This is a genomic window from Sphingobacterium sp. MYb382, assembly GCF_037572665.1.
Classification (GTDB): domain Bacteria; phylum Bacteroidota; class Bacteroidia; order Sphingobacteriales; family Sphingobacteriaceae; genus Sphingobacterium.
The window spans coordinates 13,667-34,977 of sequence record NZ_JBBGZT010000009.1; the positions used below are offsets into that span (position 1 = coordinate 13,667).

The following is a 21,311-nucleotide window of genomic DNA, read 5'->3' on the forward strand; positions in this document are numbered from 1 at the left end:
CCAAATTTGTTGATTGCCAACAAATTTGGATGCGTAAAAGTAATTATATTCTTTAATATGACCAAATATTTGGCCGATAATTTCAGAAGTACTCAGTTAAATTGGTAATGTTGTAGTAAAAATACCACATTACATAATGTAGTGGATAATGGCTAAAGTTAATCCACCTAACACTGCGCTTACAGGGATTGTTAAAATCCACGCCCACAATAAACTAATAGTTACTCCCCATCTTACAGCTGAAATTCTTTTAACAACACCAACCCCGATAATGGAACCAGTAATGGTATGTGTCGTAGAAGCTGGGATACCAAAGTGCTCCGTAATACCTAAAGTCACGGCACCAGCTGCTTCCGCTGCTACACCTTCTAATGGTGTTACTTTCGTAATCTTTGTTCCCATCGTTTTTACAATTTTCCAGCCACCACTCATCGTTCCTGCGGCAATAGCTGCATAACACGATAAGGGTACCCAAGCAGGCATCGCTTCAAAGTTTGGAATAACTTGTTCTGCGATTAAAGCTGTAGCGATAATACCCATTACTTTTTGAGCATCATTACCACCATGGGCAAAACTTAAGGCAGCAGAAGAAATCAGCTGACATATTTTGAACCATTTTTCTGCAACAGCAGGACGTGATTTTTTGGCGATATTCATGATAATCAACGTAATGATTACGGCGATTATCATCCCCAGGATAGGGGCTAGTACAATAAAGCTGACAGTTTTAAGAATAGCACTTTGGTTTACTGCCGTCAATGGGTTACCCCCGGTCATCAAGGCGTAAGCCATTCCAGAGCCTGCAAAGCCACCGATTAGGGTATGTGAGGAGCTGGATGGAATACCGTAATACCAAGTGAATAAGTTCCAAGAGATAGCCGCAACTAGTCCGGCAAAAATTACTTCTAAGGTAATATACTCTTCAATTACTGTCTTGGCAATGGTATTCGCTACTTTATGGTCGGTGAAGTAGAAATAAGCAGCGAAGTTGAAAATTGCTGCCCATAACACCGCCATAAAAGGAGTTAATACTTTTGTTGAAACAACCGTTGCGATAGAATTGGCTGCATCATGGAATCCATTGATGTAGTCAAAAGCAATAGCAAGGATGACAACAACAATTAATAGTGTTGAAATCTCAATCATGATTACAATGCTTTGTGAACGCTTGAATTAAGCATTCTTAACTAAAATACTTTCTAATACGTTTGCTACATCTTCACATTTGTCTGTAGCATCTTCCATTGCTGAAAGTACTTCTTTGTTTTTAATCAAAGTAATTGCGTCTTTCTCGTATTCGAATAATTCGGCTACTGCTTTATCAAAGATGTAATCAGCTTTGTTCTCTACGCTGTTAATGCGTACACAAGAATCCGTGATATTTCTGATGTTTTTTAAATCTTTTAGCTCGTTAAGTGCTGTAGCAACATGCTCCGTAGCTTCCACGATTAAATCTGTGATTTCTTTCATCGGTTGGCTTGGTGTTACCACTTTGTAAAGCTCCATACGGTTAGATGCACCTTGAATAAAATCGGCAACATCATCCAAAGAGCTCGCTAATGCGTGAATATCTTCTCTATCAAATGGAGTGATAAAGTTCTTACCTAGTTCTAAGTGAATTTGGTGAGTGATGTTATCTCCCTTATGTTCTAGATCCTCTAGCTTTTTGTTTATTTCTGCGCGTTGTGCTAAGTCTGTTGAATAAACGGTTACCTGTAGCAGTTTCGCCATTTCAATAAGGTTGGCACCTGCTTGTTCAAACAAAGGGAAGAATTTCTTGTCCTTTGGAACGAAATACTGAAAAATACTATTTAAAGCCATAGTTATGAATTTGAGTGCAAAATTATAAATGGAATGTTAAGTTAATGTTAAGTTTGCCTTGTATTATGTCAAATTAAAATAATTAATGCGAAGTAGCACGATCTAAAGTGAAGCCAAAGGTGGTTCCGATACCCTCTGTGCTTCTAACATTTACGTTTTGCTGATGTGCCTCTACAATGTGTTTAACGATGGATAAACCCAATCCAGACCCCCCAATGTTGGTACGAGTACGGCTCTTGTCGGTTCTGTAAAAACGCTCAAATACGCGCGATAGATTTTTTTCTTCTATACCGTGCCCATCGTCTGTAACTTCAACTAATATTTGGTCAAACAGAGAAAATGTAGAAATTGTTGTAACACCATCCTTTTTTCCATACTTGATGGAATTGTCTATCAAATTGACCAAAACCTGCTGTATTCTCTTTCGATCTGCTTTGACAAGGACTGGATGATTATTTTTCACCTTCAAGATGAGTTTTGTATTATTTAAGGCAGCTTTACTTTCTAAATCCTCGATACATTCTTTAATCAAGGTATGTATATCAAATTTTTCAATGACTAAAGTAACCGTACCGGTTTCAAGTTTAGAAATTTCATCTAAATCCTTAATTAAGTAACCCAAGCGGTCTAAATTTCTAGATGCTTTTTCCAAAAAGCGTTTTGCCAATTCGGGCTCTTCATCAATCATCCCGTCTTGTAGTGTTTCTACATAGCCTTGGGTTGCGAATAGTGGTGTTTTAAATTCGTGCGAGATATTGGATAAGAATTCTTTTCTAAACTGCGCTTGCTCTTGTAGTTTACTTATCTCGGAAGTTTTTTGTTTAGCCCAGTCTCTCACCTCACGCTCCGCATCAGCAATAGGGTCATCAGCAAGCTGGCTGCCCAGTGCTTCTTTAAGGTCCTTACCCAGCTTTAAATTATGAATAAGCTTATAGACATTACGGATACGGCCGTATACATAACGCTCGAATAGGCTTTGTAGAACCACGAAACAGATGATTGTTGCAAATAAGAAAATCAGAAATGGCACCGTCAGCGTTTGACGATGTAAATAGTCTGTCAATGAGATGGCAAGACCAACACTGGCGGATATAATAAAAATGAAGTATCTAAAATTCATAGTGTTGTGCGAAAAGTTCAGCTCATAAAAAAGGCTTCGAATATCGAAGCCTAATTTACATATACTTATGTAAAGATTATATTATATTCTTGCTAAAATAGTTTTACCACCGACTACTTTTTCATCTAGGTTTACTGTTACTTTAGCGTCTAATGGTAAGAATATATCAACGCGGGATCCAAATTTGATAAATCCAAATTCATCACCTTGTTGAACCTCTTGACCTTCTTTTACGTACCATACAATTCTGCGGGCTAATGCTCCAGCAATTTGACGGAAAAGTACTTCTACGTTTCCTTTATTTTTTACGACAACAGTTGTTCTTTCATTTTCTGTTGATGATTTCGGGTGCCACGCAACAAGGAACTTACCTGGGTGGTACTTGAAAAAAGAAACAACCCCACTAATAGGGTTTCTATTAACGTGTACGTTTGTTGGCGACATGAAAACAGAAATCTGAATTCTTTTGTCTTTGAAATATTCTGTCTCCTCCGTTTCTTCAATAACAACCACTTTACCATCAGCAGGACATAGGATAATACCCTCATCTTGTATGATGTGCTTTATTGGGCTTCTGAAGAACTGTACGATAACCAAGAAAAGAAAAGCTGAAAGGATGTATAAAAACCATTTCAGGGCAATTGGCGCGTCGTAATAGTTTGCAACGGTGTTGATAATAAAAATAAACAACACGACTAAAGCTAAACTGGTATATCCTTCTTTATGGAACTTCATGATTAAAATTTTTGCAAACTTAGATAATTTTGTTTTCCTATGCAATTTAATTAAAATGCATGAGCCTTATATTTATTTAACGTTCTTTTATTCTGGTGATTAAGGTTGCTTTTCACGTTGAATACTGAAGCTGTGAAACATAAAAGTACCATCATGATCATGGTTGATACTCCCAGAAACCGTTAGTAAATCCTCTATTGGCTTCCCTTGACTGTCCATAGAAGGGAAATAATAAGGGATAGTGCGGATTACGCTTTCTAAATAGCTGTTGGCTTTCTTGTCTAGCAGTCCTTTTGTAACCTGTGAGTTTAGTGGTGTCCCCGATTTATTAAGCCTTACTTGGTACTCAAAGGATTGTGTGGCTACCTGCTTTTCGGCGAGACCTTGGAACTGTTCGTCAAATTTGTCCGTCAGGTACTGGTAAAAACCACTGAAGTCATCAAAAGAGCAAGTTTTGTACGTTAGGTTTTCAGCATAAAGGAAATGTTCAGCCGGGATTAAAGTGATTGGCGTTTTATAATCTTTATCTTCAAATAAGTTGTAGGCGTCTACTAATGCGCCATTCTCCGCATATTGCTCTTCGGTAAAAAGCACTCTTTTATTTTTATCATCTAGCAAGTTGGTTGTCCAATAACCTTCAGGCAAACCGTCTTTAATTTTCCCTTTGCGTTCGAAGAAAGGATAACCGTACTCATTGTAAAGATCGAAAGGCATTTTAAATTCATACTGGCCGTTTCCGTCTACAACACGGTGTCTTGTTCTTTGGTCCCAAAAATCTAAAATACGATAAGAATTTTCGGTAAACCCTAAGCGTAGCATAGGCTTTCCATCGGGATAGAAGTACTTAGCTTCTCCTACAGCGAGGTTATTTTTGAATGTTATTTCCCATTTTAAAGCCCCGTTGGCATGAAAAGATCTGAAAACCCCATCTTTTGCGCCAGCCGTATAATTACCGGTCAACAACACACGTCCATTGTAGTCAAAATCTTTAAACTCGCCTTCAAAAGTATTTGTAGCTACATTTATTTTAGACACTCTCTCGATAGACTTGAAGGGACAATCCTTATCCACTAAAAAGTAGTTCTTGTCAAAATAAAAGCGGACAAAGCCCTCTGCTGCTTTTTCAAAGTAAACGGGCTTTGCCGTTGGTGCTTGTGCTGCCAACGACAAAGAAAATAATAACGATAGGAGTAGACTAAATAGTTTCATATAATTAATGAGCTTCTAACCAGTTGGCCCCTTGACCAACTTCGACTTCTAGTGGTACATTTAGTTTTAATGCATTTTGCATGCGTGCAATAATGATTTCTTTAAATTGATCAACCTCTTGTACAGGAACGTCAAAAACAAGCTCATCGTGTACTTGCATGATCATTTTTCCTTTCAGTTGTTTCTCCTCGATATCATGCTGGATGTTAATCATTGCTATTTTGATTAAATCTGCCGCCGATCCTTGAATAGGAGCATTGATGGCATTTCGTTCTGCAAAGCCTCTAACGGTCATATTGGCGGAGTTTATATCTCTTAAATACCGGCGACGCTTACGAATAGTTTCCACGTAGCCATTCTCTTTGGCCGATTCTACTGCGTGGCGCATGTATTCACGAACACCTGCATATTGATTGAAATACTGATCGATAATTTCTGCAGCTTCTTTACGTGCAATACCTAGGTTTTGGGATAAGCCGAATGCCGACTGACCGTATATAATACCAAAGTTTACAGCTTTTGCATTACGACGTTGGTCTCCTGTCACTTCTTCTAAAGGAGTGTCATACACACGGGCTGCTGTTGCACGGTGAATGTCATGACCTTCCTGAAAAGCAGCTAGCATATTTTGATCTTGGCTAAGCTCCGCAATTAGGCGTAGCTCAATCTGCGAATAATCGGCAGATAGCAAGGTGTTTTCCGCGGAACGCGGGATAAACGCTTTCCGCACCTCTCTACCTTTTTCCGTACGGATAGGAATATTTTGTAAGTTCGGGTTGGTTGAACTTAGGCGGCCCGTAGCCGCTACAGCTTGATTATAAGAAGTGTGTATTAATTCGGTATGCGGATTAATCAAATCCGGCAAAGCATCGACGTAGGTCGATTTCAACTTCTGTAACTGACGGAAGTCTAGTATATCTTGAACGATATCGGACTTATGTGCAAGTGCTAGAAGCACATCTTCTCCCGTTTTATACTGTCCTGTTTTCGTCTTTTTAGCTTTAGGGTCGAGTTGTAGTTTATCAAATAATACTTCACCTAACTGTTTTGGTGATGCAATATTGAACGTAACGCCCGCCTTTTCATAGATGGCTTTTTCTGCGCGCTGGATATCTCCTTCTAAGCTTTTTGAAAATACTTTAAGGGTATCTACGTCGATTTTCACACCATTTCTTTCTACTTCTGCCAATACATAAATTAAGGGGAATTCAATCTCCTGTGCCAAGGCTAAAGCCTCACCCGAGACAAGCAAGGGTTTGAATACCTCATGTAGCTGCCAAGTGATATCGGCATCTTCGGCGGCATATTCTTTCACCAACTGGCTATCTACATCGCGCATGGTCTTTTGGTTTTTGCCTTTCGGACCAATAAGTTCGGTGATAGAAACAGGAGTGTAGCCCAAATAGTTTTGTGCCAACACATCCATGTTGTGGCGTGTATCAGGGTCAATTAGGTAATGTGCAATCATGGTGTCAAAGAGTGGTCCTTGCACCTTGATGTTATAGCGAGACAAGAGTAGGATATCGTATTTTATATTTTGTCCTACTTTTTCGATTTTGTTGTTCTCCAGAACAGCTTTGAAAATATCGATTGTCTTTTGAGCTTCCGTTTGGTCGGCTGAGGTAGGGATATAAAAGGCTTTACCTTTTTCCCAAGAGAAAGATATACCTACAATTTCAGCTTCAAGTGCATCTAGACCTGTTGTTTCTGTATCGAAGCAGAAGCTCGTTAATCCAGCCAAAGTTTGGGCTAGTTTTTCTTGCGCCTCTGGGGTGTCTACCAGTTGGTAGTCGTGTTCCGTATTCTGTATGTTTAGACTCGGCAGTACAGGTTGCTCTTCTGCTGAAGCAGCAAAGTTATCTGCGGCTGGTGCAGCAAATAAATCCATCTGCCCATTTGTATTACCCGCTTCAACAACATTGAATTCATCGCCAAAGACTCTTTTTCCTAATGTACGGAATTCGAGGTCGGCAAATAGAGGCTCTAGAAGCTCGCGGCTTGGCTCTTGAATCGTGAGCGATTCTTCATCTAAAGTTACAGGAACATCGAGTATGATGGTCGCTAGTTTTTTAGAAATAAGTCCCTGCTCAGCAAAGTTCTCTACGTTTTCTTTTAGCTTACCTTTAAGCTCATGCGAATGTGCAATGATGCCTTCTACGGAGTGGTATTCTTGGATAAGTTTTTTCGCTGTTTTTTCGCCAACTCCAGGTATGCCTGGGATATTGTCTACAGCATCTCCCCATAATCCCAAGATGTCGATGACTTGTGTCACCTCTTTAATCTCCCATTTTTCTAATACTTCGGGCACGCCCAATGTTTCAGCGCCATTACCCATGCGGGCTGGCTTATAGATGAAAATATTATCAGACACCAATTGAGCAAAATCTTTGTCGGGTGTCATACAGTAGACTTGGTAGCCTTCTTTTTCGGCTTGCTTCGCTAGCGTACCAATGATATCATCTGCCTCGTAGCCATCCATGGTGATAATAGGGATATTGAATCCCTCAATTAGACGGAAGATATAAGGAATCGATGCCGAAAGGTCTTCAGGCATTTTTTCACGATGTGCTTTGTAGGCTGGGAATTCAATATGACTATTTGTTGGCGCTGAGGTATCAAACACGACGGCCATATGTGTTGGCTTTTGCTTGTTTAATAGCTCCAACAATGTGTTGGTGAAACCCATAATTGCCCCTGTGTTTAATCCGGTTGAGGTTAAACGAGGAACTTTACTTAATGCGAAATAGGCTCTATAAATGAGCGCCATTCCATCTAATAGAAATAGTTTTTTCACTGACATCTTTTTTATCGTCCATCACAAAGTTAATAAAAACGAACAAGTAGCTTATGATTAAGACCGAATCGGATTAAAATTTGTTTTCTTTGTTGCGACAATTTTATTTTATGCCGTTTATGGAAGCAAACCGATTACAATATATCAGTTATTTACGTGTGCTAGCGACGTTTTGTGTTGTCGTTATCCATGCATCGACAGGCTATTTAAATATTTTCTCGGCGAATGGCTTTGATTGGAATTATGCGAACGTGTTGCATAGCTTTACACGGTTCTCAGTTCCTTTATTTGTGATGATATCGGGCGCTCTGTTGCTACCTAGGCAAGAGCCTTTCTCTGTTTTCTATAAAAAACGGATGACGCGTATTGTTTGGCCTTTTCTCTTCTGGTCGTTGATTTATTTGGTTTACTATTTTTATCGCTATACAAATTTTGAGGTCTTGCCTTTGACGCGGGTAGGGGAGATTGCTGCCGATAAGTTGCTGCATGGTACGAGTGTGCACTTGTGGTACTTGTATATGATTTTAGGACTTTACCTTGCGTTGCCTTTTGTACAACGGATGGTTTTTACCTTGTCGGAATCCGAATTGCGTTGGTTTTTGGTGCTGTGGTTTGTCGCTCTTTTTGTGATGAATAAACGCTTAGTAAGCTATATGCCGAGTTTGGATTTGAGCTTTTTCTTCGGCTATATTGGTTATTTGGTGCTTGGGTATTGGCTTGCCTATCGTGCGCCGGCAGTAAAAGTAAGCGTATGTGTACTTGCTATTTTGGTTCTTGGAGGACTTACTTGTTGGGGTACTTGGCTGCTGAGTGTGCAAGTGCAGAAATATGACTCTTTGTTGTATGGTTATTTGTTTCCAAACAATGCCTTGCTGGCGGCGAGTTTCTTTTTGCTGTTTAAGCAGCTTGTGAAGAAACCAGAGCTGCCGGAATGGTTAAGCTTTTTAGACAGCTACAGCTTTGGTATCTACTTATGTCATATCATCATTCTCAACTATATCCATCCTTTGGTGAATTTGCCTACGCTTTGGAAAATCCCTGCTGTATCGCTAGTAACGGTGCTCTTATCTGCTTTGTTGATTTTGCTAATTCGTAAAGTTCCTGGCGGCAAATATATTAGTGGATAAGCGTTTTGTTTTTATTGCTGAATATAAGATGTGCAACTAAGGCAAGAATACTGAACATACTTCCTACAATACATACTGCGGGCCATCCTCCATATTGCCATGCTTGCGCGGCAAGGTAAGTGCCTAAAGACCCTCCGATGAAATAGCTCACCATATATACCGTGTTGAGCCTGCTCGTCGCTTTTGTTGGGATGGAAAAATAGTCTGCTTGGTTCATGATGTGGGAGCTTTGTAGGCCTAGGTCGATAAGGATGACGCCAATGATTAAGCCGATGTAGGTATTGCCACCGAAATAAATAAAAAGCCAACTGCTCAGCAAAATAGACAGGCAAAGTAAAATAAGGTGATACATACTAAAACGTTTATTGAGTCGGCCGACAAAGGCTGCCGCCAAAGCGCCTACTGCGCCAATGAGGCCGAAACTACCAACGATGGCAGCACCTGCAAAAAATGGAGCTCCTTCCAGATGAAATACTAAGGTGGTGAAAAGTGCAGACATGGCGCCAAAGCCCATGGCTCCACGAAAGGCCGCTAGGCGTAGTTTGGGTTGTGTTTTTGCTAATTGCCAAACGGACTTCATTAAGGAACCGTAGGAGCCAAAGAAATTAGGCTGTAAATTTGGGATAAGCTTATAGATTAGTAACCAGGATAGCACCATCGCTCCTGCAGCCAGCATAAATACGGCACGCCAACCGAGGTATTCTCCAATAACGCCACCCACAAAGCGCGAAAGTAATATGCCTAATAGTAATCCAGACATGACTAACCCAATATTTGCGGCTTTCTTCTGTGGTGTGGACAGTTCTGCTGCGATAGGGATGAATAGCTGTGGGATGACAGAGGTAACACCTATTAAAAAGCTGGCGATAAATAGCAGCCAAATTTGTGTAGCATAGGCCATGAGTAATAAAGCCGCGATGACGAACAGTAGGTCGATAAGCATGAGTTTCTTGCGCATTACTTTATCACCTAGCGGAATGATAAAAAGGAGCCCACAGGCATAGCCCAATTGTGTAAGTACGGATATTTTACTTACGGCGGCCTCTTTTACGTTGAAGTCTTCAGCAATGAGTGCAAGTAAAGGTTGGTTATAATAATTGTTCGCTACGATAAGTCCCGATAGTAGGGACATTAGTAGGAGCATATTGCGACTTAAAATTGTTGCTGGAGCTTCTGTACTCATGGTTGCTGTGATAAATGGGGATAATGTACGCAAAAGACTCGCTTAGTAAACGAGTCTTTTTAATAGTTTATATAGGAACGTTTATTTCTTTTTTAAAATGTAGTTGTCTGCTAAAGTTCCGGTAATAATATTTCCTTCGGTGTCTAGTAGGAGCAGTTGATTTTCACCAACCTTCAAGTAGTTGTCCGTCTCTTTACCTTTTAGATGTACTGTAGACCCATTCTTCTCCCAGGTGAATGTTCCTTTGTCGGATGATTTTAGGTTTTCACCGAGGTATTCCGTGTCGTATTGAAAAGTTTTATCGCTATTTAATGTAACAGCTGTTTTTACACCTGTACAGTCCGCGCAAGGTATTGTTCCTTCATAGGTTCCTGCCCAATCGAGCGAGTTTTCAGAGGTATGTTCGTCTTGCATGGCCTTTGTGGATGCCGAGTCGGTTTGTGCGCTGCCGTTTTCGGCCCCTTTATTACTTGTTGTTTCTGTACAGGCCGTAAATAGGAATAGCGAGGCTGCGGTAATGCTTAATATTTTTATCATAATAGAAGACTTTTATGTTTTAAGCTGCAATTTCTTTGCCAAGTTGCACGAAGGAGTTTTTTGGCAAGTACCGCTTCTTTATCCCCGCGGAGCGGGAATAAAAAAAGAGACTCTTTAAAAGGAGTCTCTTCTATTTTTTTTAGAAAGGTAAATCATCATCGTCAGCACCAGAAGCTGCGATATCTACTGGTGGCATATCAGCATATCCAGGAGTTGACGCTGCTTGAGCAGTACCAGCTACCTTCGTGACACGCCATGCAACTAAAGAGTTGAAGTATGTTGTTACTCCTTCTTTGTTTGTCCATGGTCTTCCACGTAGGTTAAAAGAAACCTCGATATCTTCACCGATAGATAAATTATCAAATATGTTTACGCGATCTTGTGTTGCTTCAAAGCGAATATACTCCACAAACTGTGGGTTTTCCGCATACGCAACAATGATATCTCTCTTTTTGAAAGATTCTGTTACTTGTTGTGTTGCACTTATTTCGTGTACTTTTCCTCTTATTTCCATATCAATACTATTAAACTGTAAAAATAAGCATTTTTTGCTTAGGAGAATATTAACTTTGTAAAAATATGATGGAAGTTTTCAACACCCCGAGTAAAGTTATTATAACGTGTAACAGACGATTGTCGCCTTATTTGGCGCAAGAGGTACGCGATTTAGGTTTTACTATAAAGCGTGAGTTTAATACTGGCGTAGAGATTGCAGCAAGCGTAAACGAGTGTATTCGTTTAAATTTAAATTTACGTGTCGGTAGTCAAGTTCTTTATGAGCTTAAGGCATTTCGTGCAGCTAACCCTGACGAATTATACCGTAACTTGGTTGAGATTAACTGGGAGGACTTAATCCCGTTTGATGGGTATTTCTCCGTTACTTCTCATGTACATAACGAAACAATTACAACGCCTCTTTTCGCAAATGTGAAGGTTAAAGATGCGATTGTTGACCGTATAAAAGATAAAAAAGGCGTTCGTCCAAATTCTGGACCTGAGTATAACCGTTGCGTTATCCACCTACACTGGATGGAAGAGCGTGCGGAGATTTTTCTAGATACTTCAGGTGAGACTTTAGCGAAGCATGGTTACCGTAAGCACCCAGGTAAGGCGCCTATGTTGGAGGCTTTGGCGACCTCGACCATCATGGCTACGCAGTGGGATGGTAAGCAACCTTTTGTCAACCCAATGTGCGGTTCCGGTACGTTAGCAATTGAAGCAGCGCTTCTAACGCAAAAAAGAGTACCTGGATTACAGCGTATGAATTACTCTTTCATGCACTTTATTGGATATGATGAAGAGGTGTTCTTTGAAGAAAGAAGAAAAATTAAAGAAATAACAGAGAAGAACAACCTTCCACAGATTATTGCATCCGACCTTTCGGAGGAAGCTGTAGAAATTGCGAAGCTTAATGCGCGTACTGCGGGTGTAGAGCACTTGATTACGTTTGAAGTGGGCGATTTTGCACTTACGACAGTTCCTGAAGAGGGTGGTGTGATTATGTTCAACCCAGAATATGGTGAGCGTTTGGGTGTTCACTCCAAATTGGAAGAGACATATAAGCGTATTGGTGACTTCTTGAAGCAATCGTGTAAAGGATATCGTGGTTATGTATTTACCGGAAATCCAGACTTAGCTAAGAAAATTGGCTTACGTGCTTCACGTCGTTTTGAGTTTTTCAATGGAAAGCTTGACTGTCGTTTGTTACAATATGAATTGTATGATGGTACGAAAGATGTACGTAAAATCGAATCTGTAGAAGGATAAGATGAAAGCAGAAGATATTATTCAAGAGACGGCGCGTTTTGTACAAACGCGCCTTAAAGATGCCGAATCAGGCCATGATTGGTGGCATATTCAGCGTGTATGGAGCAATACAAAGCTAATTCTTCAAACGGAAGAGGCTGATGTATTAGTTTGTGAGCTTACAGCTTTGCTTCATGACATTGCGGATAGCAAATTTCATGATGGCGACGAAACGATTGGACCACGTATTGCAGGCGAGTTTTTACAGACTGTCGGTTTAGATGTGGAACGTATCGAGCAGGTGCAGGCTATCATCTTGAATATGTCTTTCAAAGCTTCCTTAGGTGAGCGTAGCTTTCATTCCAAAGAGCTGGAGATTGTGCAAGATGCGGACCGTTTGGACGCTATTGGTGCAATCGGTATTGCGCGCGCTTTCACTTACGGAGGTTTTAAAAATAGAGAAATATACAACCCAGGGATTCCCGTTGAGCAACATTTAACGAAAGAAGCCTATAAAAATACAACGGCCCCGACGATAAATCATTTTTATGAAAAGCTTCTTTTGCTGAAGGATAAAATGAATACCGCGACGGGCAAAAAAATAGCCGAAGGCAGACACCATTTTATGGAGGATTTTCTGCAACAATTTTATGGCGAATGGAACGGAGAACGTTGATTTAACACATTCTTAATCTGAAATGGGTATATTCGTTGTGTAAATCATCCTTGTTATACAACATCGCTATCTATTAAATAGCCTATACAAAACAACATTTCAGCATGAAAAAATCATTAGTACTGTTGACCGTGATCTCTTCGTTGAGCCTGTCTGCTGTTGCGCAGAGCAAAATTATTGCTCACCGTGGTGTATGGAAACATACACAAGCCCCTCAAAATTCTATTAAATCTTTAGAAGAAGCTATCCAACTTAAAGTTTGGGGAGCAGAGTTTGACGTTCATCTAACCAAAGATGACGTATTGGTGGTGAACCACGATAACGATTTTTACGGTATTGATATTGCTACAGCTACTTATGCGGAGCTACTAGCGAAAAAACATCCGAATGGAGAGTCTATCCCTACGGCTGAAGCCTACCTAAAGGCTGGATTAGCGCAAAAGGGAACGAAGCTTATCTATGAATTAAAAACCAATAAACTCGGTACTGAAAGAACCTTGAAGGCAGCAGAGCAGTCTGTTGCGTTGGTGAAACAACTTGGTGCGCAGGCGCAGGTTGAGTATATCGCTTTTAGCTATGATGCTTGTCTACGACTTAAAGAACTGGACGCTAAAGCTAAGGTGCACTACCTGAATGGTGATAAATCTCCTAAAGAACTTAAAGCCGTTAAAATCGATGGCTTAGACTACCATATTAATGTCTATAAGCAAAATCCTACTTGGATTAAAGAAGCTAAGAATCTGAAACTAAAAACAAACGTATGGACCGTGAATAAAGAGGAGGATATGACGTTTTTTGCAAAAGAGAAAGTTGATTTTATCACAACAGATGAGCCTGAATTATTACAAAAGGTATTAAGTAAATAGTTATGCGTTTAAAATTTTTGACGACTGTTTTGTTGTCTGCTTTAAGTTTGAGCCTTTTTGCTCAACGTCTTACTGTAGCCTCTTTCAATATCCGTTTGAAGACTTCGTCGGATGTAGGAAACCTATGGGAGAATCGTAAGGATGCGGTAAACAATCTTATAAAATACCATGAGTTCGATATTTTCGGCATTCAAGAAGGATTCTTGGAGCAGGTAAAGGATATGGAAGCTGGCTTACCTGGCTTTAAGTATATTGGTGTTGGTCGCGATGACGGTGCGCAAGCGGGCGAGCATTCGGCTATTTTTTACAATACGAAGCGTTTTGAGGTGCTAAGTAGCGGTACGTTCTGGTTATCAGCGACGGAAACAACAAAGCCTAATAAAGGGTGGGATGCAGCATTGCCACGTATCTGCTCGTGGGGCGTATTCAAGGATAAGCAAAATGGGAAGAAGTTTATTTTTATGAATACTCATTTTGACCATATCGGTGTTGAGGCACGTCGGGAGAGTGCTAAATTGATTATGGCGAAAGCTAAAGAATTGGCTAAAGGATTGCCTTTAGTTTTAACGGGTGATTTTAACGTAGATGAGCATAATGAAGCTTATGCTACCTTAGCAAAATCAGGATTTGTTCAAGATGTACATGACCTATCGCCTATTGTTTATGCGCCGAACTCATCATTTAACGGATGGGGTAAAGACTTGGAGCCTTCAGGGCGTATTGACCATATTTTTATTAGTAAGCCTTTTAAGGTGGTTAAGTATGGTATTTTAACGGATACGTATATGGGTAAATTTCCGTCGGATCATTTCCCCGTGACAGCCCAGTTGAACTGGTAACTCGCTTTTTACAATTCCATAGCGAAGCGCGAAGTCGTTTTCGTTTAAATCTATTACCTTTGTCTTTAAGTATGGGGTTAATGGCATCTAAATACCTTTTAGATGCCATTTTATTTTTGAGATAGCTTTAGGCTGTTGTGATTTCGCAAGGAACCCCGCTTGCAATAGGTATAATATAGAGAAATTAGCAAGATATGAGTTTTATTAATTCCCTTACAGATTTTACAGTTGCCGAGCGTTTTATGCGTTACGTGCAAGTGGATACAGAGTCGGATCCAACATCTACAAGTTTTCCATCAACGGAGAAGCAGAAAGACCTAAGCCGCATATTGGTTGAGGAGCTTTTGGCGATAGGCATTACGGATGCACATTTAGATGAATACGGTTATGTGTATGCAACGATTCCAAGCAATACGGACAAGCAAGTGCCTGTTATTTGTTTTTGCTCGCACGTAGATACTTCTCCTGACTGTTCTGGTAATGGCGTTAAGCCGTTGGTGCATGCGAATTACCAAGGGCAAGATTTAGTGCTTCCTGATGATAATAGCGTTGTTATTCGTTTTGGGGAACATCCTGATTTGAAAAATCAAATTGGACATGATGTAATCACTGCGAGTGGAACGACCTTGCTTGGTGCCGATGATAAAGCTGGTGTTGCGGAGATTATGGATGCTGCGCGCTTGTTGATGAACAATCCAGAAATTAAACACGGAACGATTAAAATCTTGTTTACGCCTGATGAAGAAATTGGTGCTGGCGTAAATCATGTGGACTTGAAGAAGCTAGGTGCTGATTTTGGGTACACAATGGATGGTGAACGTGCAGGGACGATTGAAGATGAGACTTTTTCTGCTGATGGCGTACGCTTGACTATTCAAGGTGTTTCTGTTCACCCAGGTTTTGCCAAAGGTAAGATGGTTAGTGCCTTGAAGATAGCAGCTGCTTTAGTTGAAGCTTTACCAAAAGACCGTTTGTCGCCAGAGACCACAGCACGCAAAGAAGGATTTATACACCCGAATGGCATCAGTGGAGGCGTTGATAAAGTAGAGATTGACTTTATCGTGCGTGACCATGCAACGGCCAACCTCACTGTACATGAAGATGAACTTCGTGCTATCGCCGATCAGGTTGTAGCGAAATTCCCTGGAGCGACTTATACATTTAAGGTGACCGAGCAATACCGCAATATGAAAGAGGTATTGGATCAGTATCCAGAAATTATGGATATTGGTTTAGCGGCTATTGAGCGTGTTGGTTTAACCGCCGAGCGTAGAAGTATTCGTGGTGGTACTGATGGTTCACGTTTATCCTTTATGGGGCTTCCTTGTCCAAACGTATTCGCTGGTGGTCATGCTTTCCACGGGAAACAAGAATGGGTAAGTAAGCAAGATATGGAGAAAGCGGTACTTACTATTTTACATATCGTAACGATCTGGGAAGAAAGAGCTAAAGGTAGCTTGTAGCCTATTCGCTACAGCCGATATTTACAAAATTCTGTAAGTTTGTAGGCTTAAATACTATGATTATGAAAAAGTTAGTTAGTTTAATTACGTTTTGTCTACTGTGTATCTTCAGCTTTGCGCAAGGTAATGTAGAAATTAAAGGACGCGTTATTGATGAGCAAGGAAAAGCCGTTGCTAACGCCGAAGTAGAGGTGAGAAACACCACAGAAAAAGTGAAAACAGATGCCAATGGCGCATATGCTGTATCGCTGCCGGAAGGGAAATATATCCTCAAGGTTTCGAAAGTAGCCTACGGCACAAAGACAGTGATTGTTGATTTAAATACAAATACTGAATTAGAAATATCTTTAGAAAAGATTAAAAATTCTAAAACATCGCGTTTATAAAAGTTTATATGTCAAAAGAAATCTTACAAACAATTCATTACCGTAGAACGGTTAATCAAAACAGTTTTACCGACCAAGAAATTAGTCAAGAAGACATCCTGACAATTTTGGAAGCGGCAAACGCAGCGCCTACGCACAAGCGTACGCAGCCATGGCGTTTTGTAGTTTTCCAAAAAGATGGATTAACACGTCTAGGTTCCGAGCTTAGCCGTATCTATAAAACAGTTACTCCTGCGGAGAAATACACCGAACAAACAGAAATTAACATGGGTAAAAAAGCAACGGATGCAAACGTAGCTATTGCTCTTATTGTTAATTACACGGGTGATGTTCCAGAGTGGGAAGAGTTGGCGGCTACTTCTTGTGCAGTACAAAATCTTTGGTTAGCAGCACACGCGCTTGGATTGGGTGGTTACTGGGCTACACCAGGATTAATCAATCACTTGGGTTCCTTTTTACAATTAGAAGAAAACCAAAAATGTATCGGCTTATTTTACTTAGGACACCATAACAGTGAGCCTAGAGAGCCTGCTCGTACACCTATCGCGGATAAAATCCGTTGGGAGAAATAAAATAAAAAAACGCCTTTCAGATTTCTGAAAGGCGTTTTTTTATTCTGGGAATGTTATTTGTAGTTCTGCCGTGGAGCCTTTCCACTTGGGTCCATTTTCAATAAGTTTTATCAGTTCGTTATAGATCGCATGGCTTTTATCAAGCTGCGGTTGGATGGCATACGGTTTTCCTGACGCATCAATTTTAAAAGATACGCTAATTTCCTTGTCGCTATTTTGTGCAGAGTAGTTTTTGGATAGGTAGTTATTGAACGTTTCCCATCCCGCTATAGGTTGTGCATCGTTACCTTTAAGGGCTTGCGTATGTACTGCGTTTAATGCTTCGTCCATTAACTCCACTTCCGTGACAGCCTCAGCTTTATTGTTCGGGAAGTAACGAATAAAAAGAAGCATACAAACGCTGAGGAATAATACGGCCGCAGCAAGTCCAATCGTCAGACGTTGCCACCCGAAGAAATGTTTGTTTTTTAGTTGATTATGTTCGGTGACCCGACGGTCTAGGCGTTGCTGTAGCAAGCTGAGCGACCGTGCGTCGACTCCATTCTGTAGGCGATAGCCATCAATAGCATCCTGAAGAAAAGGGTCCTGCAAAGCCTCTTGTTCTAGGCTATGCATATCTTCCTTACTCATCAATCCATTGATGTAGTTATGTATGCGAGATAGTTGATAGTTACCTTCCATGTTGTTTCTTTTCCATGCAAATTTTTAAATTCCTTTTGCCATTTTGTATATAGCTCTTCACCTGATTGTAGGAGAATCCCGTTGTTTCACAAATATCATTGTAGCAACGTTGCTCCAAGAAGAATAAGCGTACACATTGCGCCTGATCTTCCTGTATGGTTTCCAAGCATTCGTGCATAAGCGCTATATCTTGGTCTGTCCACTTTTCGTCGTCCTCATTGCGAAGCTTTTGCTCGCTCTCGGGCAAATACGCTTCAATGTCTAGATGAACCTTGCCTTTATTTTTGCGAATAAGCATGAGGCAGTAGTTTTTTGCATAAACATAGAGCCAGCTTTTGAAATTGTCTACGTCATGTTGACGAAGTTTCTTCGTTAGCTCTTCGAATATTTGCATCACGGCATCTTGTGCTTGTTCTTTATCTTGTAAATATTTGAAGCATACACCATATAGCAGGGACATGTATGGCGAATAGAGTCTTCCTAAAACAGCTAAATCACCCGTGTTTTTATACTGTATAAGCTCCTCTTTTTCGTTCATTTGGTCCTTGGATTTAAGTTAAGATGCAGGAAGATACAAAATTCCATAAAAAAATAGGCTTATTTTGCGTTAAGCTATAAAATGACTTCTTTTATAGTCGGTTGTTTACAGATTATAATATCTTCTTGATAACGACCTTCTTTAAGGAAATTTTTACGACTTTTGTGGTTAGATGAGCGTAAATAAAGAACAAATTCTATAAGCATGCGGGGATTGGTAACAAAATCGACGGGTAGTTGGTATGTCGTTTTAACGGAGGATGGTGAGCGTGTAGAATGCCGCATTAAGGGTAAGTTTCGTACTAAAGGTATTAAAACGACAAACCCTGTGGCGGTAGGTGATTGGGTGCATATTGAGATGGAGCCCGATCAGCACACGGGTATTATCACGGTGTTGGAGCCTAGAAAGAATTATATTATTCGTAAATCTGTTAACTTATCCAAACAGACACAAATCATTGGAGCCAATTTGGATCAAGCTATTCTAGTTGTTACTTTGGCTTCGCCTCCAACTTCTTTAGGTTTTATCGATCGTTTTTTGGTAACGGCTGAAGCCTACGGTATTCCGGCAATTTTAGTGTTTAACAAGCTTGATTTGTTCTCCGAAGAAGGACTAGCGATCTTGCAAGACTATAAAGGCATCTATGAGAATATTGGTTATGCCTGTTATGAAGTTTCAGCCCAGGAGGGGACGAATATTGCGACTGTACAAGGGCTTTTGAAGGATAAGGTGACGTTGGTGTCGGGACATTCGGGCGTTGGTAAATCGACGTTGATTAATGCTTTGGAGCCTTCTGTCGTACTAAAAACAGGAGAGATATCGGAATGGTCCGACAAAGGGAAGCACACGACCACCTTTGCCGAGATGATTGATCTTTCTTTTGGTGGCAAGCTGATTGATACGCCAGGTATCCGAGAGTTGGGCGTGGTAGACATCGAAAAAGCCGAGCTATCGCACTTTTTTCCTGAAATGCGCTCCCGTATGAATACGTGCCGCTTTAACAATTGTATTCATATTAACGAGCCTGGTTGTACGGTTCGTGATGCTGTGGAAGATGGTACTATCGAATATTCGCGCTACGAAAGCTATTTAAGTATCTACAATAACCAAGATAGTCGTAATTAACCGACTGAAGTCTCAAACATAAAATAAAAACCATTGTTTATTGTGAAAGAATAAACGCAATTCCTATATGAAGAAAGTTTGGATTTGGGTACTAAGTATTGTAGCCCTGCTGGTGGTACTTTTGTTATCTGGCGCTTGGTATTTATCCAAAAACTGGAAAGGACTTATCGAGGAGAAGCTTGCTGTTTTCGTTAAGGAGTCAAGTCAAGGTTTGTATACGATAAGTTATGATGCGCTGGATATTAATCCGGCCTTAGGGAATGTTACGTTCCGCAATTTAGCATTGCATGCTGATACGGCTGTTTACCGTCTTTTGGAAGAGCAGCAGAAAGCAAAGAATGATGTCTTTGAGGTCGAGCTGAAGAGTTTACGCATCAAACGGTTTTCTCTTTTTGATTTATTAAAAAATAAAGGCCTTCATGTAGCTTCTATTGCCATTGATGGGGTCGATATGCATTGGATGCAGAAGCATCATGCTTATAATGATACCATCGTTGACACCAATAAAGAGAGCTTTGAGGAACGCTTACATAAGGTCTTTTCTTTTGTGAAAGTAGATGCTATTTCTATTGATACGGTAGCTTTTAACTTTGTGAAGCGTGATGAGTCGGGCAAGGAGCTTAATAAGTTCTCACATAAAGCGAATAGCATCCAGGTGCAGGATATTATGATTGATAGCCTTTCGAAGGCCGATCCCGACCGTATCTTTTATACAAAGAAAATTGCGGTTACCATTCCTGAATTTAAACATATCCTTTCTAATGGCTTTTATAAAGCTGGATTTAAATCTTTACGTTTAAATACGGAGGATAAGTCCGTGGTATTGATAAAAGGCTATTATCAGCCCATCATTCCACGTCACGCCTATTTCAACCAAAAGGGAGAGAACAAAGCGTTGATGAATATTGAGATGGATAGTTTGCGTCTTGACGGTATCGATTTCAAGTCCTTGTTGGAAAAGCAGGACTTAACGGCTAGGCATGTTATGCTGAGCCAAGGGCATGTGCAGGTTTATGGCGATAAGCGTTATCCAAAGAAACCTGAAAATCAAATTGGTCAGGCACCCCATCAAAAAATTATGCGTTTACCTTTTAAAATGCATTTAGATAGTGTGCGTGTTGACCGGGTGGATGTGCAGTACACGGAAATGGGAGACCGCTATCAGCGGGAAGGAACGATTACTTTTGATCGTACGAGTGGTTATTTGACGAACGTTACGAATGACACGACGGTGTTGGCTAAAAATAAATATATGCGGGCCGATCTGCTCTCTCATGTGATGAATAGTGGTGAGTTGAAAGTGCTATTTAACTTCGACATGTTGAGCAAAGCGGGTGATTATACCTATGTTGGCGGCGTTGGCCGCATGCGTGCACCTGCATTCAATCGCATACTACAACCGCTGTTGAACGTAGAGATTGCTTCCGGAAATATTAAACGTATTCATTTTGATATGAAAGGAACAGACCGTCGTACGACGGGTAGTTTCTTATTTGATTACGATGATTTAAAAGTTAAGCTTCCAGATATAGAGCGAAACAATGGAAAGAAAGTGTCTGGTAAGATTGTTTCCTTCTTTGTAAATCAAATTTTAATCAATGATAGCAATCCCGATGCAAACGAAATTTATCATAAAGGGAGGGTTGACTATCCTCGAGATCCTTCATTTACGTTCTTCAAGAATTTGTGGAAGAGTTTGCTAGAAGGGATTAAGCAGACCGCAGGAATTAGTAAGGAGCGCGAGCAGAAATTGATGGGTAAAGCTGAATCGGCTAAAAATATAGCCGCAGAGACGAAAGAGGTCGCCGGAAAAGCTAAAGGGTTTTTTAATAAAATCTTTAAAAAGAAGGATAAGGCTGCGGATGAATAAATTAGCTGGTTAAGATTTTTTAT

The 21,311-nt window shown here is 40.4% G+C and carries 21 protein-coding genes; 10 read left to right on the forward strand and 11 right to left on the reverse strand.

All coding sequences use genetic code 11. The annotated features are described in order from the left end of the window. Nucleotides 1-129 precede the first annotated feature (129 nt). From WH223_RS03060 to polA, 6 genes are all read right to left on the reverse strand, one after another. Nucleotides 130-1,146: an inorganic phosphate transporter gene (locus tag WH223_RS03060; protein ID WP_340046058.1), complete on the reverse strand. Its 1,017-nt coding sequence runs from the start codon at nt 1,144-1,146 to the stop codon at nt 130-132. 27 nt (nt 1,147-1,173) lie between these two features. Beyond that, nucleotides 1,174-1,821, reverse strand: a complete 648-nt coding sequence (locus WH223_RS03065) for a DUF47 domain-containing protein (protein ID WP_340046059.1) — start codon at nt 1,819-1,821, stop codon at nt 1,174-1,176. 82 nt (nt 1,822-1,903) lie between these two features. Beyond that, entirely contained in the window at nt 1,904-2,941 is a 1,038-nt protein-coding gene (locus WH223_RS03070; protein WP_340046060.1) for a sensor histidine kinase, read from the reverse strand. An 81-nt stretch (nt 2,942-3,022) separates the two neighbouring features. Continuing rightward, entirely contained in the window at nt 3,023-3,676 is a 654-nt protein-coding gene (locus tag WH223_RS03075; protein ID WP_340046061.1) for a phosphatidylserine decarboxylase family protein, read from the reverse strand. A gap of 99 nt (nt 3,677-3,775) precedes the next feature. Further along, complete coding sequence (locus tag WH223_RS03080) at nt 3,776-4,885, reverse strand: toxin-antitoxin system YwqK family antitoxin (protein ID WP_340046062.1); 1,110 nt, start codon at nt 4,883-4,885, stop codon at nt 3,776-3,778. A gap of 4 nt (nt 4,886-4,889) precedes the next feature. Then, the gene (gene polA, locus WH223_RS03085) at nt 4,890-7,679 is read right to left on the reverse strand and encodes a DNA polymerase I (RefSeq protein WP_340046063.1); all 2,790 of its coding nucleotides are present in this window, start codon (nt 7,677-7,679) and stop codon (nt 4,890-4,892) included. Between the two features lie 119 nt (nt 7,680-7,798). On the opposite strand from polA, the gene WH223_RS03090 reads away from it, so the two are divergent. After that, nucleotides 7,799-8,806, forward strand: a complete 1,008-nt coding sequence (locus tag WH223_RS03090) for an acyltransferase (RefSeq protein WP_340046064.1) — start codon at nt 7,799-7,801, stop codon at nt 8,804-8,806. On the opposite strand, the gene WH223_RS03095 is transcribed toward WH223_RS03090, so the two are convergent. From WH223_RS03095 to WH223_RS03105, 3 genes are all read right to left on the reverse strand, one after another. After that, nucleotides 8,796-9,989: an MFS transporter gene (locus WH223_RS03095; RefSeq protein WP_340046065.1), complete on the reverse strand. Its 1,194-nt coding sequence runs from the start codon at nt 9,987-9,989 to the stop codon at nt 8,796-8,798. The genes WH223_RS03090 and WH223_RS03095 overlap by 11 nt on opposite strands. An 81-nt stretch (nt 9,990-10,070) precedes the next feature. Next, nucleotides 10,071-10,526 carry a copper resistance protein NlpE gene (locus tag WH223_RS03100; RefSeq protein WP_340046066.1) on the reverse strand — a complete coding sequence of 152 codons (456 nt, stop codon included), beginning with the start codon at nt 10,524-10,526 and terminating at the stop codon, nt 10,071-10,073. Nucleotides 10,527-10,665: 139 nt separating this feature from the next. Further along, nucleotides 10,666-11,040 (reverse strand): DUF3127 domain-containing protein, encoded by a 375-nt coding sequence (locus WH223_RS03105; RefSeq protein WP_340046067.1) that lies wholly within the window; start codon nt 11,038-11,040, stop codon nt 10,666-10,668. A gap of 68 nt (nt 11,041-11,108) precedes the next feature. Between WH223_RS03105 and WH223_RS03110 the strand changes: the two genes are divergently transcribed. The 7 genes from WH223_RS03110 (at nt 11,109) to WH223_RS03140 (ending at nt 17,074) form a co-directional block, all read left to right on the forward strand. Beyond that, nucleotides 11,109-12,293, forward strand: a complete 1,185-nt coding sequence (locus WH223_RS03110; RefSeq protein ID WP_340046145.1) for a THUMP domain-containing class I SAM-dependent RNA methyltransferase — start codon at nt 11,109-11,111, stop codon at nt 12,291-12,293. 1 nt (nt 12,294) lies between these two features. Continuing rightward, the gene (locus tag WH223_RS03115) at nt 12,295-12,948 is read left to right on the forward strand and encodes an HD domain-containing protein (RefSeq protein ID WP_340046068.1); all 654 of its coding nucleotides are present in this window, start codon (nt 12,295-12,297) and stop codon (nt 12,946-12,948) included. Nucleotides 12,949-13,052: 104 nt separating this feature from the next. Next, on the forward strand, nt 13,053-13,814 hold the full coding sequence (locus WH223_RS03120; RefSeq protein ID WP_340046069.1) for a glycerophosphodiester phosphodiesterase family protein: 762 nt from the start codon (nt 13,053-13,055) through the stop codon (nt 13,812-13,814). Between the two features lie 2 nt (nt 13,815-13,816). Continuing rightward, nucleotides 13,817-14,653: an endonuclease/exonuclease/phosphatase family protein gene (locus WH223_RS03125; protein ID WP_340046070.1), complete on the forward strand. Its 837-nt coding sequence runs from the start codon at nt 13,817-13,819 to the stop codon at nt 14,651-14,653. A gap of 194 nt (nt 14,654-14,847) precedes the next feature. Further along, on the forward strand, nt 14,848-16,116 hold the full coding sequence (pepT, locus tag WH223_RS03130) for a peptidase T (protein WP_340046071.1): 1,269 nt from the start codon (nt 14,848-14,850) through the stop codon (nt 16,114-16,116). 62 nt (nt 16,117-16,178) lie between these two features. Beyond that, on the forward strand, nt 16,179-16,502 hold the full coding sequence (locus WH223_RS03135; protein WP_340046072.1) for a carboxypeptidase-like regulatory domain-containing protein: 324 nt from the start codon (nt 16,179-16,181) through the stop codon (nt 16,500-16,502). Between the two features lie 8 nt (nt 16,503-16,510). Beyond that, nucleotides 16,511-17,074, forward strand: a complete 564-nt coding sequence (locus WH223_RS03140) for a nitroreductase family protein (RefSeq protein WP_340046073.1) — start codon at nt 16,511-16,513, stop codon at nt 17,072-17,074. A gap of 39 nt (nt 17,075-17,113) precedes the next feature. Here the strand turns inward: WH223_RS03140 and WH223_RS03145 are convergent, their stop codons facing one another. Next, nucleotides 17,114-17,755: a hypothetical protein gene (locus WH223_RS03145; protein WP_340046074.1), complete on the reverse strand. Its 642-nt coding sequence runs from the start codon at nt 17,753-17,755 to the stop codon at nt 17,114-17,116. After that, complete coding sequence (locus WH223_RS03150; protein WP_340046075.1) at nt 17,745-18,293, reverse strand: RNA polymerase sigma factor; 549 nt, start codon at nt 18,291-18,293, stop codon at nt 17,745-17,747. Before WH223_RS03150 ends, WH223_RS03145 begins: the two co-directional genes overlap by 11 nt. 204 nt (nt 18,294-18,497) lie before the next feature. On the opposite strand from WH223_RS03150, the gene rsgA reads away from it, so the two are divergent. Next, a complete protein-coding gene (gene rsgA, locus WH223_RS03155) occupies nt 18,498-19,418 on the forward strand; it encodes a ribosome small subunit-dependent GTPase A (protein WP_340046076.1) in 921 nt (306 codons plus the stop codon). Nucleotides 19,419-19,485: 67 nt separating this feature from the next. Further along, the gene (locus tag WH223_RS03160) at nt 19,486-21,288 is read left to right on the forward strand and encodes a hypothetical protein (protein WP_340046077.1); all 1,803 of its coding nucleotides are present in this window, start codon (nt 19,486-19,488) and stop codon (nt 21,286-21,288) included. Nucleotides 21,289-21,311 lie beyond the last annotated feature (23 nt).

Coding starts and splice junctions, on each gene's coding strand:
- WH223_RS03060 (WP_340046058.1), bottom strand. CDS start 1,146: ATGATTGAGATTTCAACACTATTAATTGTTGTTGTCATCCTTGCTATT.
- WH223_RS03065 (WP_340046059.1), bottom strand. CDS start 1,821: ATGGCTTTAAATAGTATTTTTCAGTATTTCGTTCCAAAGGACAAGAAA.
- WH223_RS03070 (WP_340046060.1), bottom strand. CDS start 2,941: ATGAATTTTAGATACTTCATTTTTATTATATCCGCCAGTGTTGGTCTT.
- WH223_RS03075 (WP_340046061.1), bottom strand. CDS start 3,676: ATGAAGTTCCATAAAGAAGGATATACCAGTTTAGCTTTAGTCGTGTTG.
- WH223_RS03080 (WP_340046062.1), bottom strand. CDS start 4,885: ATGAAACTATTTAGTCTACTCCTATCGTTATTATTTTCTTTGTCGTTG.
- WH223_RS03090 (WP_340046064.1), top strand. CDS start 7,799: ATGGAAGCAAACCGATTACAATATATCAGTTATTTACGTGTGCTAGCG.
- WH223_RS03095 (WP_340046065.1), bottom strand. CDS start 9,989: ATGAGTACAGAAGCTCCAGCAACAATTTTAAGTCGCAATATGCTCCTA.
- WH223_RS03100 (WP_340046066.1), bottom strand. CDS start 10,526: ATGATAAAAATATTAAGCATTACCGCAGCCTCGCTATTCCTATTTACG.
- WH223_RS03105 (WP_340046067.1), bottom strand. CDS start 11,040: ATGGAAATAAGAGGAAAAGTACACGAAATAAGTGCAACACAACAAGTA.
- WH223_RS03110 (WP_340046145.1), top strand. CDS start 11,109: ATGGAAGTTTTCAACACCCCGAGTAAAGTTATTATAACGTGTAACAGA.
- WH223_RS03115 (WP_340046068.1), top strand. CDS start 12,295: ATGAAAGCAGAAGATATTATTCAAGAGACGGCGCGTTTTGTACAAACG.
- WH223_RS03120 (WP_340046069.1), top strand. CDS start 13,053: ATGAAAAAATCATTAGTACTGTTGACCGTGATCTCTTCGTTGAGCCTG.
- WH223_RS03125 (WP_340046070.1), top strand. CDS start 13,817: ATGCGTTTAAAATTTTTGACGACTGTTTTGTTGTCTGCTTTAAGTTTG.
- pepT (WP_340046071.1), top strand. CDS start 14,848: ATGAGTTTTATTAATTCCCTTACAGATTTTACAGTTGCCGAGCGTTTT.
- WH223_RS03135 (WP_340046072.1), top strand. CDS start 16,179: ATGAAAAAGTTAGTTAGTTTAATTACGTTTTGTCTACTGTGTATCTTC.
- WH223_RS03140 (WP_340046073.1), top strand. CDS start 16,511: ATGTCAAAAGAAATCTTACAAACAATTCATTACCGTAGAACGGTTAAT.
- WH223_RS03145 (WP_340046074.1), bottom strand. CDS start 17,755: ATGGAAGGTAACTATCAACTATCTCGCATACATAACTACATCAATGGA.
- WH223_RS03150 (WP_340046075.1), bottom strand. CDS start 18,293: ATGAACGAAAAAGAGGAGCTTATACAGTATAAAAACACGGGTGATTTA.
- rsgA (WP_340046076.1), top strand. CDS start 18,498: ATGCGGGGATTGGTAACAAAATCGACGGGTAGTTGGTATGTCGTTTTA.
- WH223_RS03160 (WP_340046077.1), top strand. CDS start 19,486: ATGAAGAAAGTTTGGATTTGGGTACTAAGTATTGTAGCCCTGCTGGTG.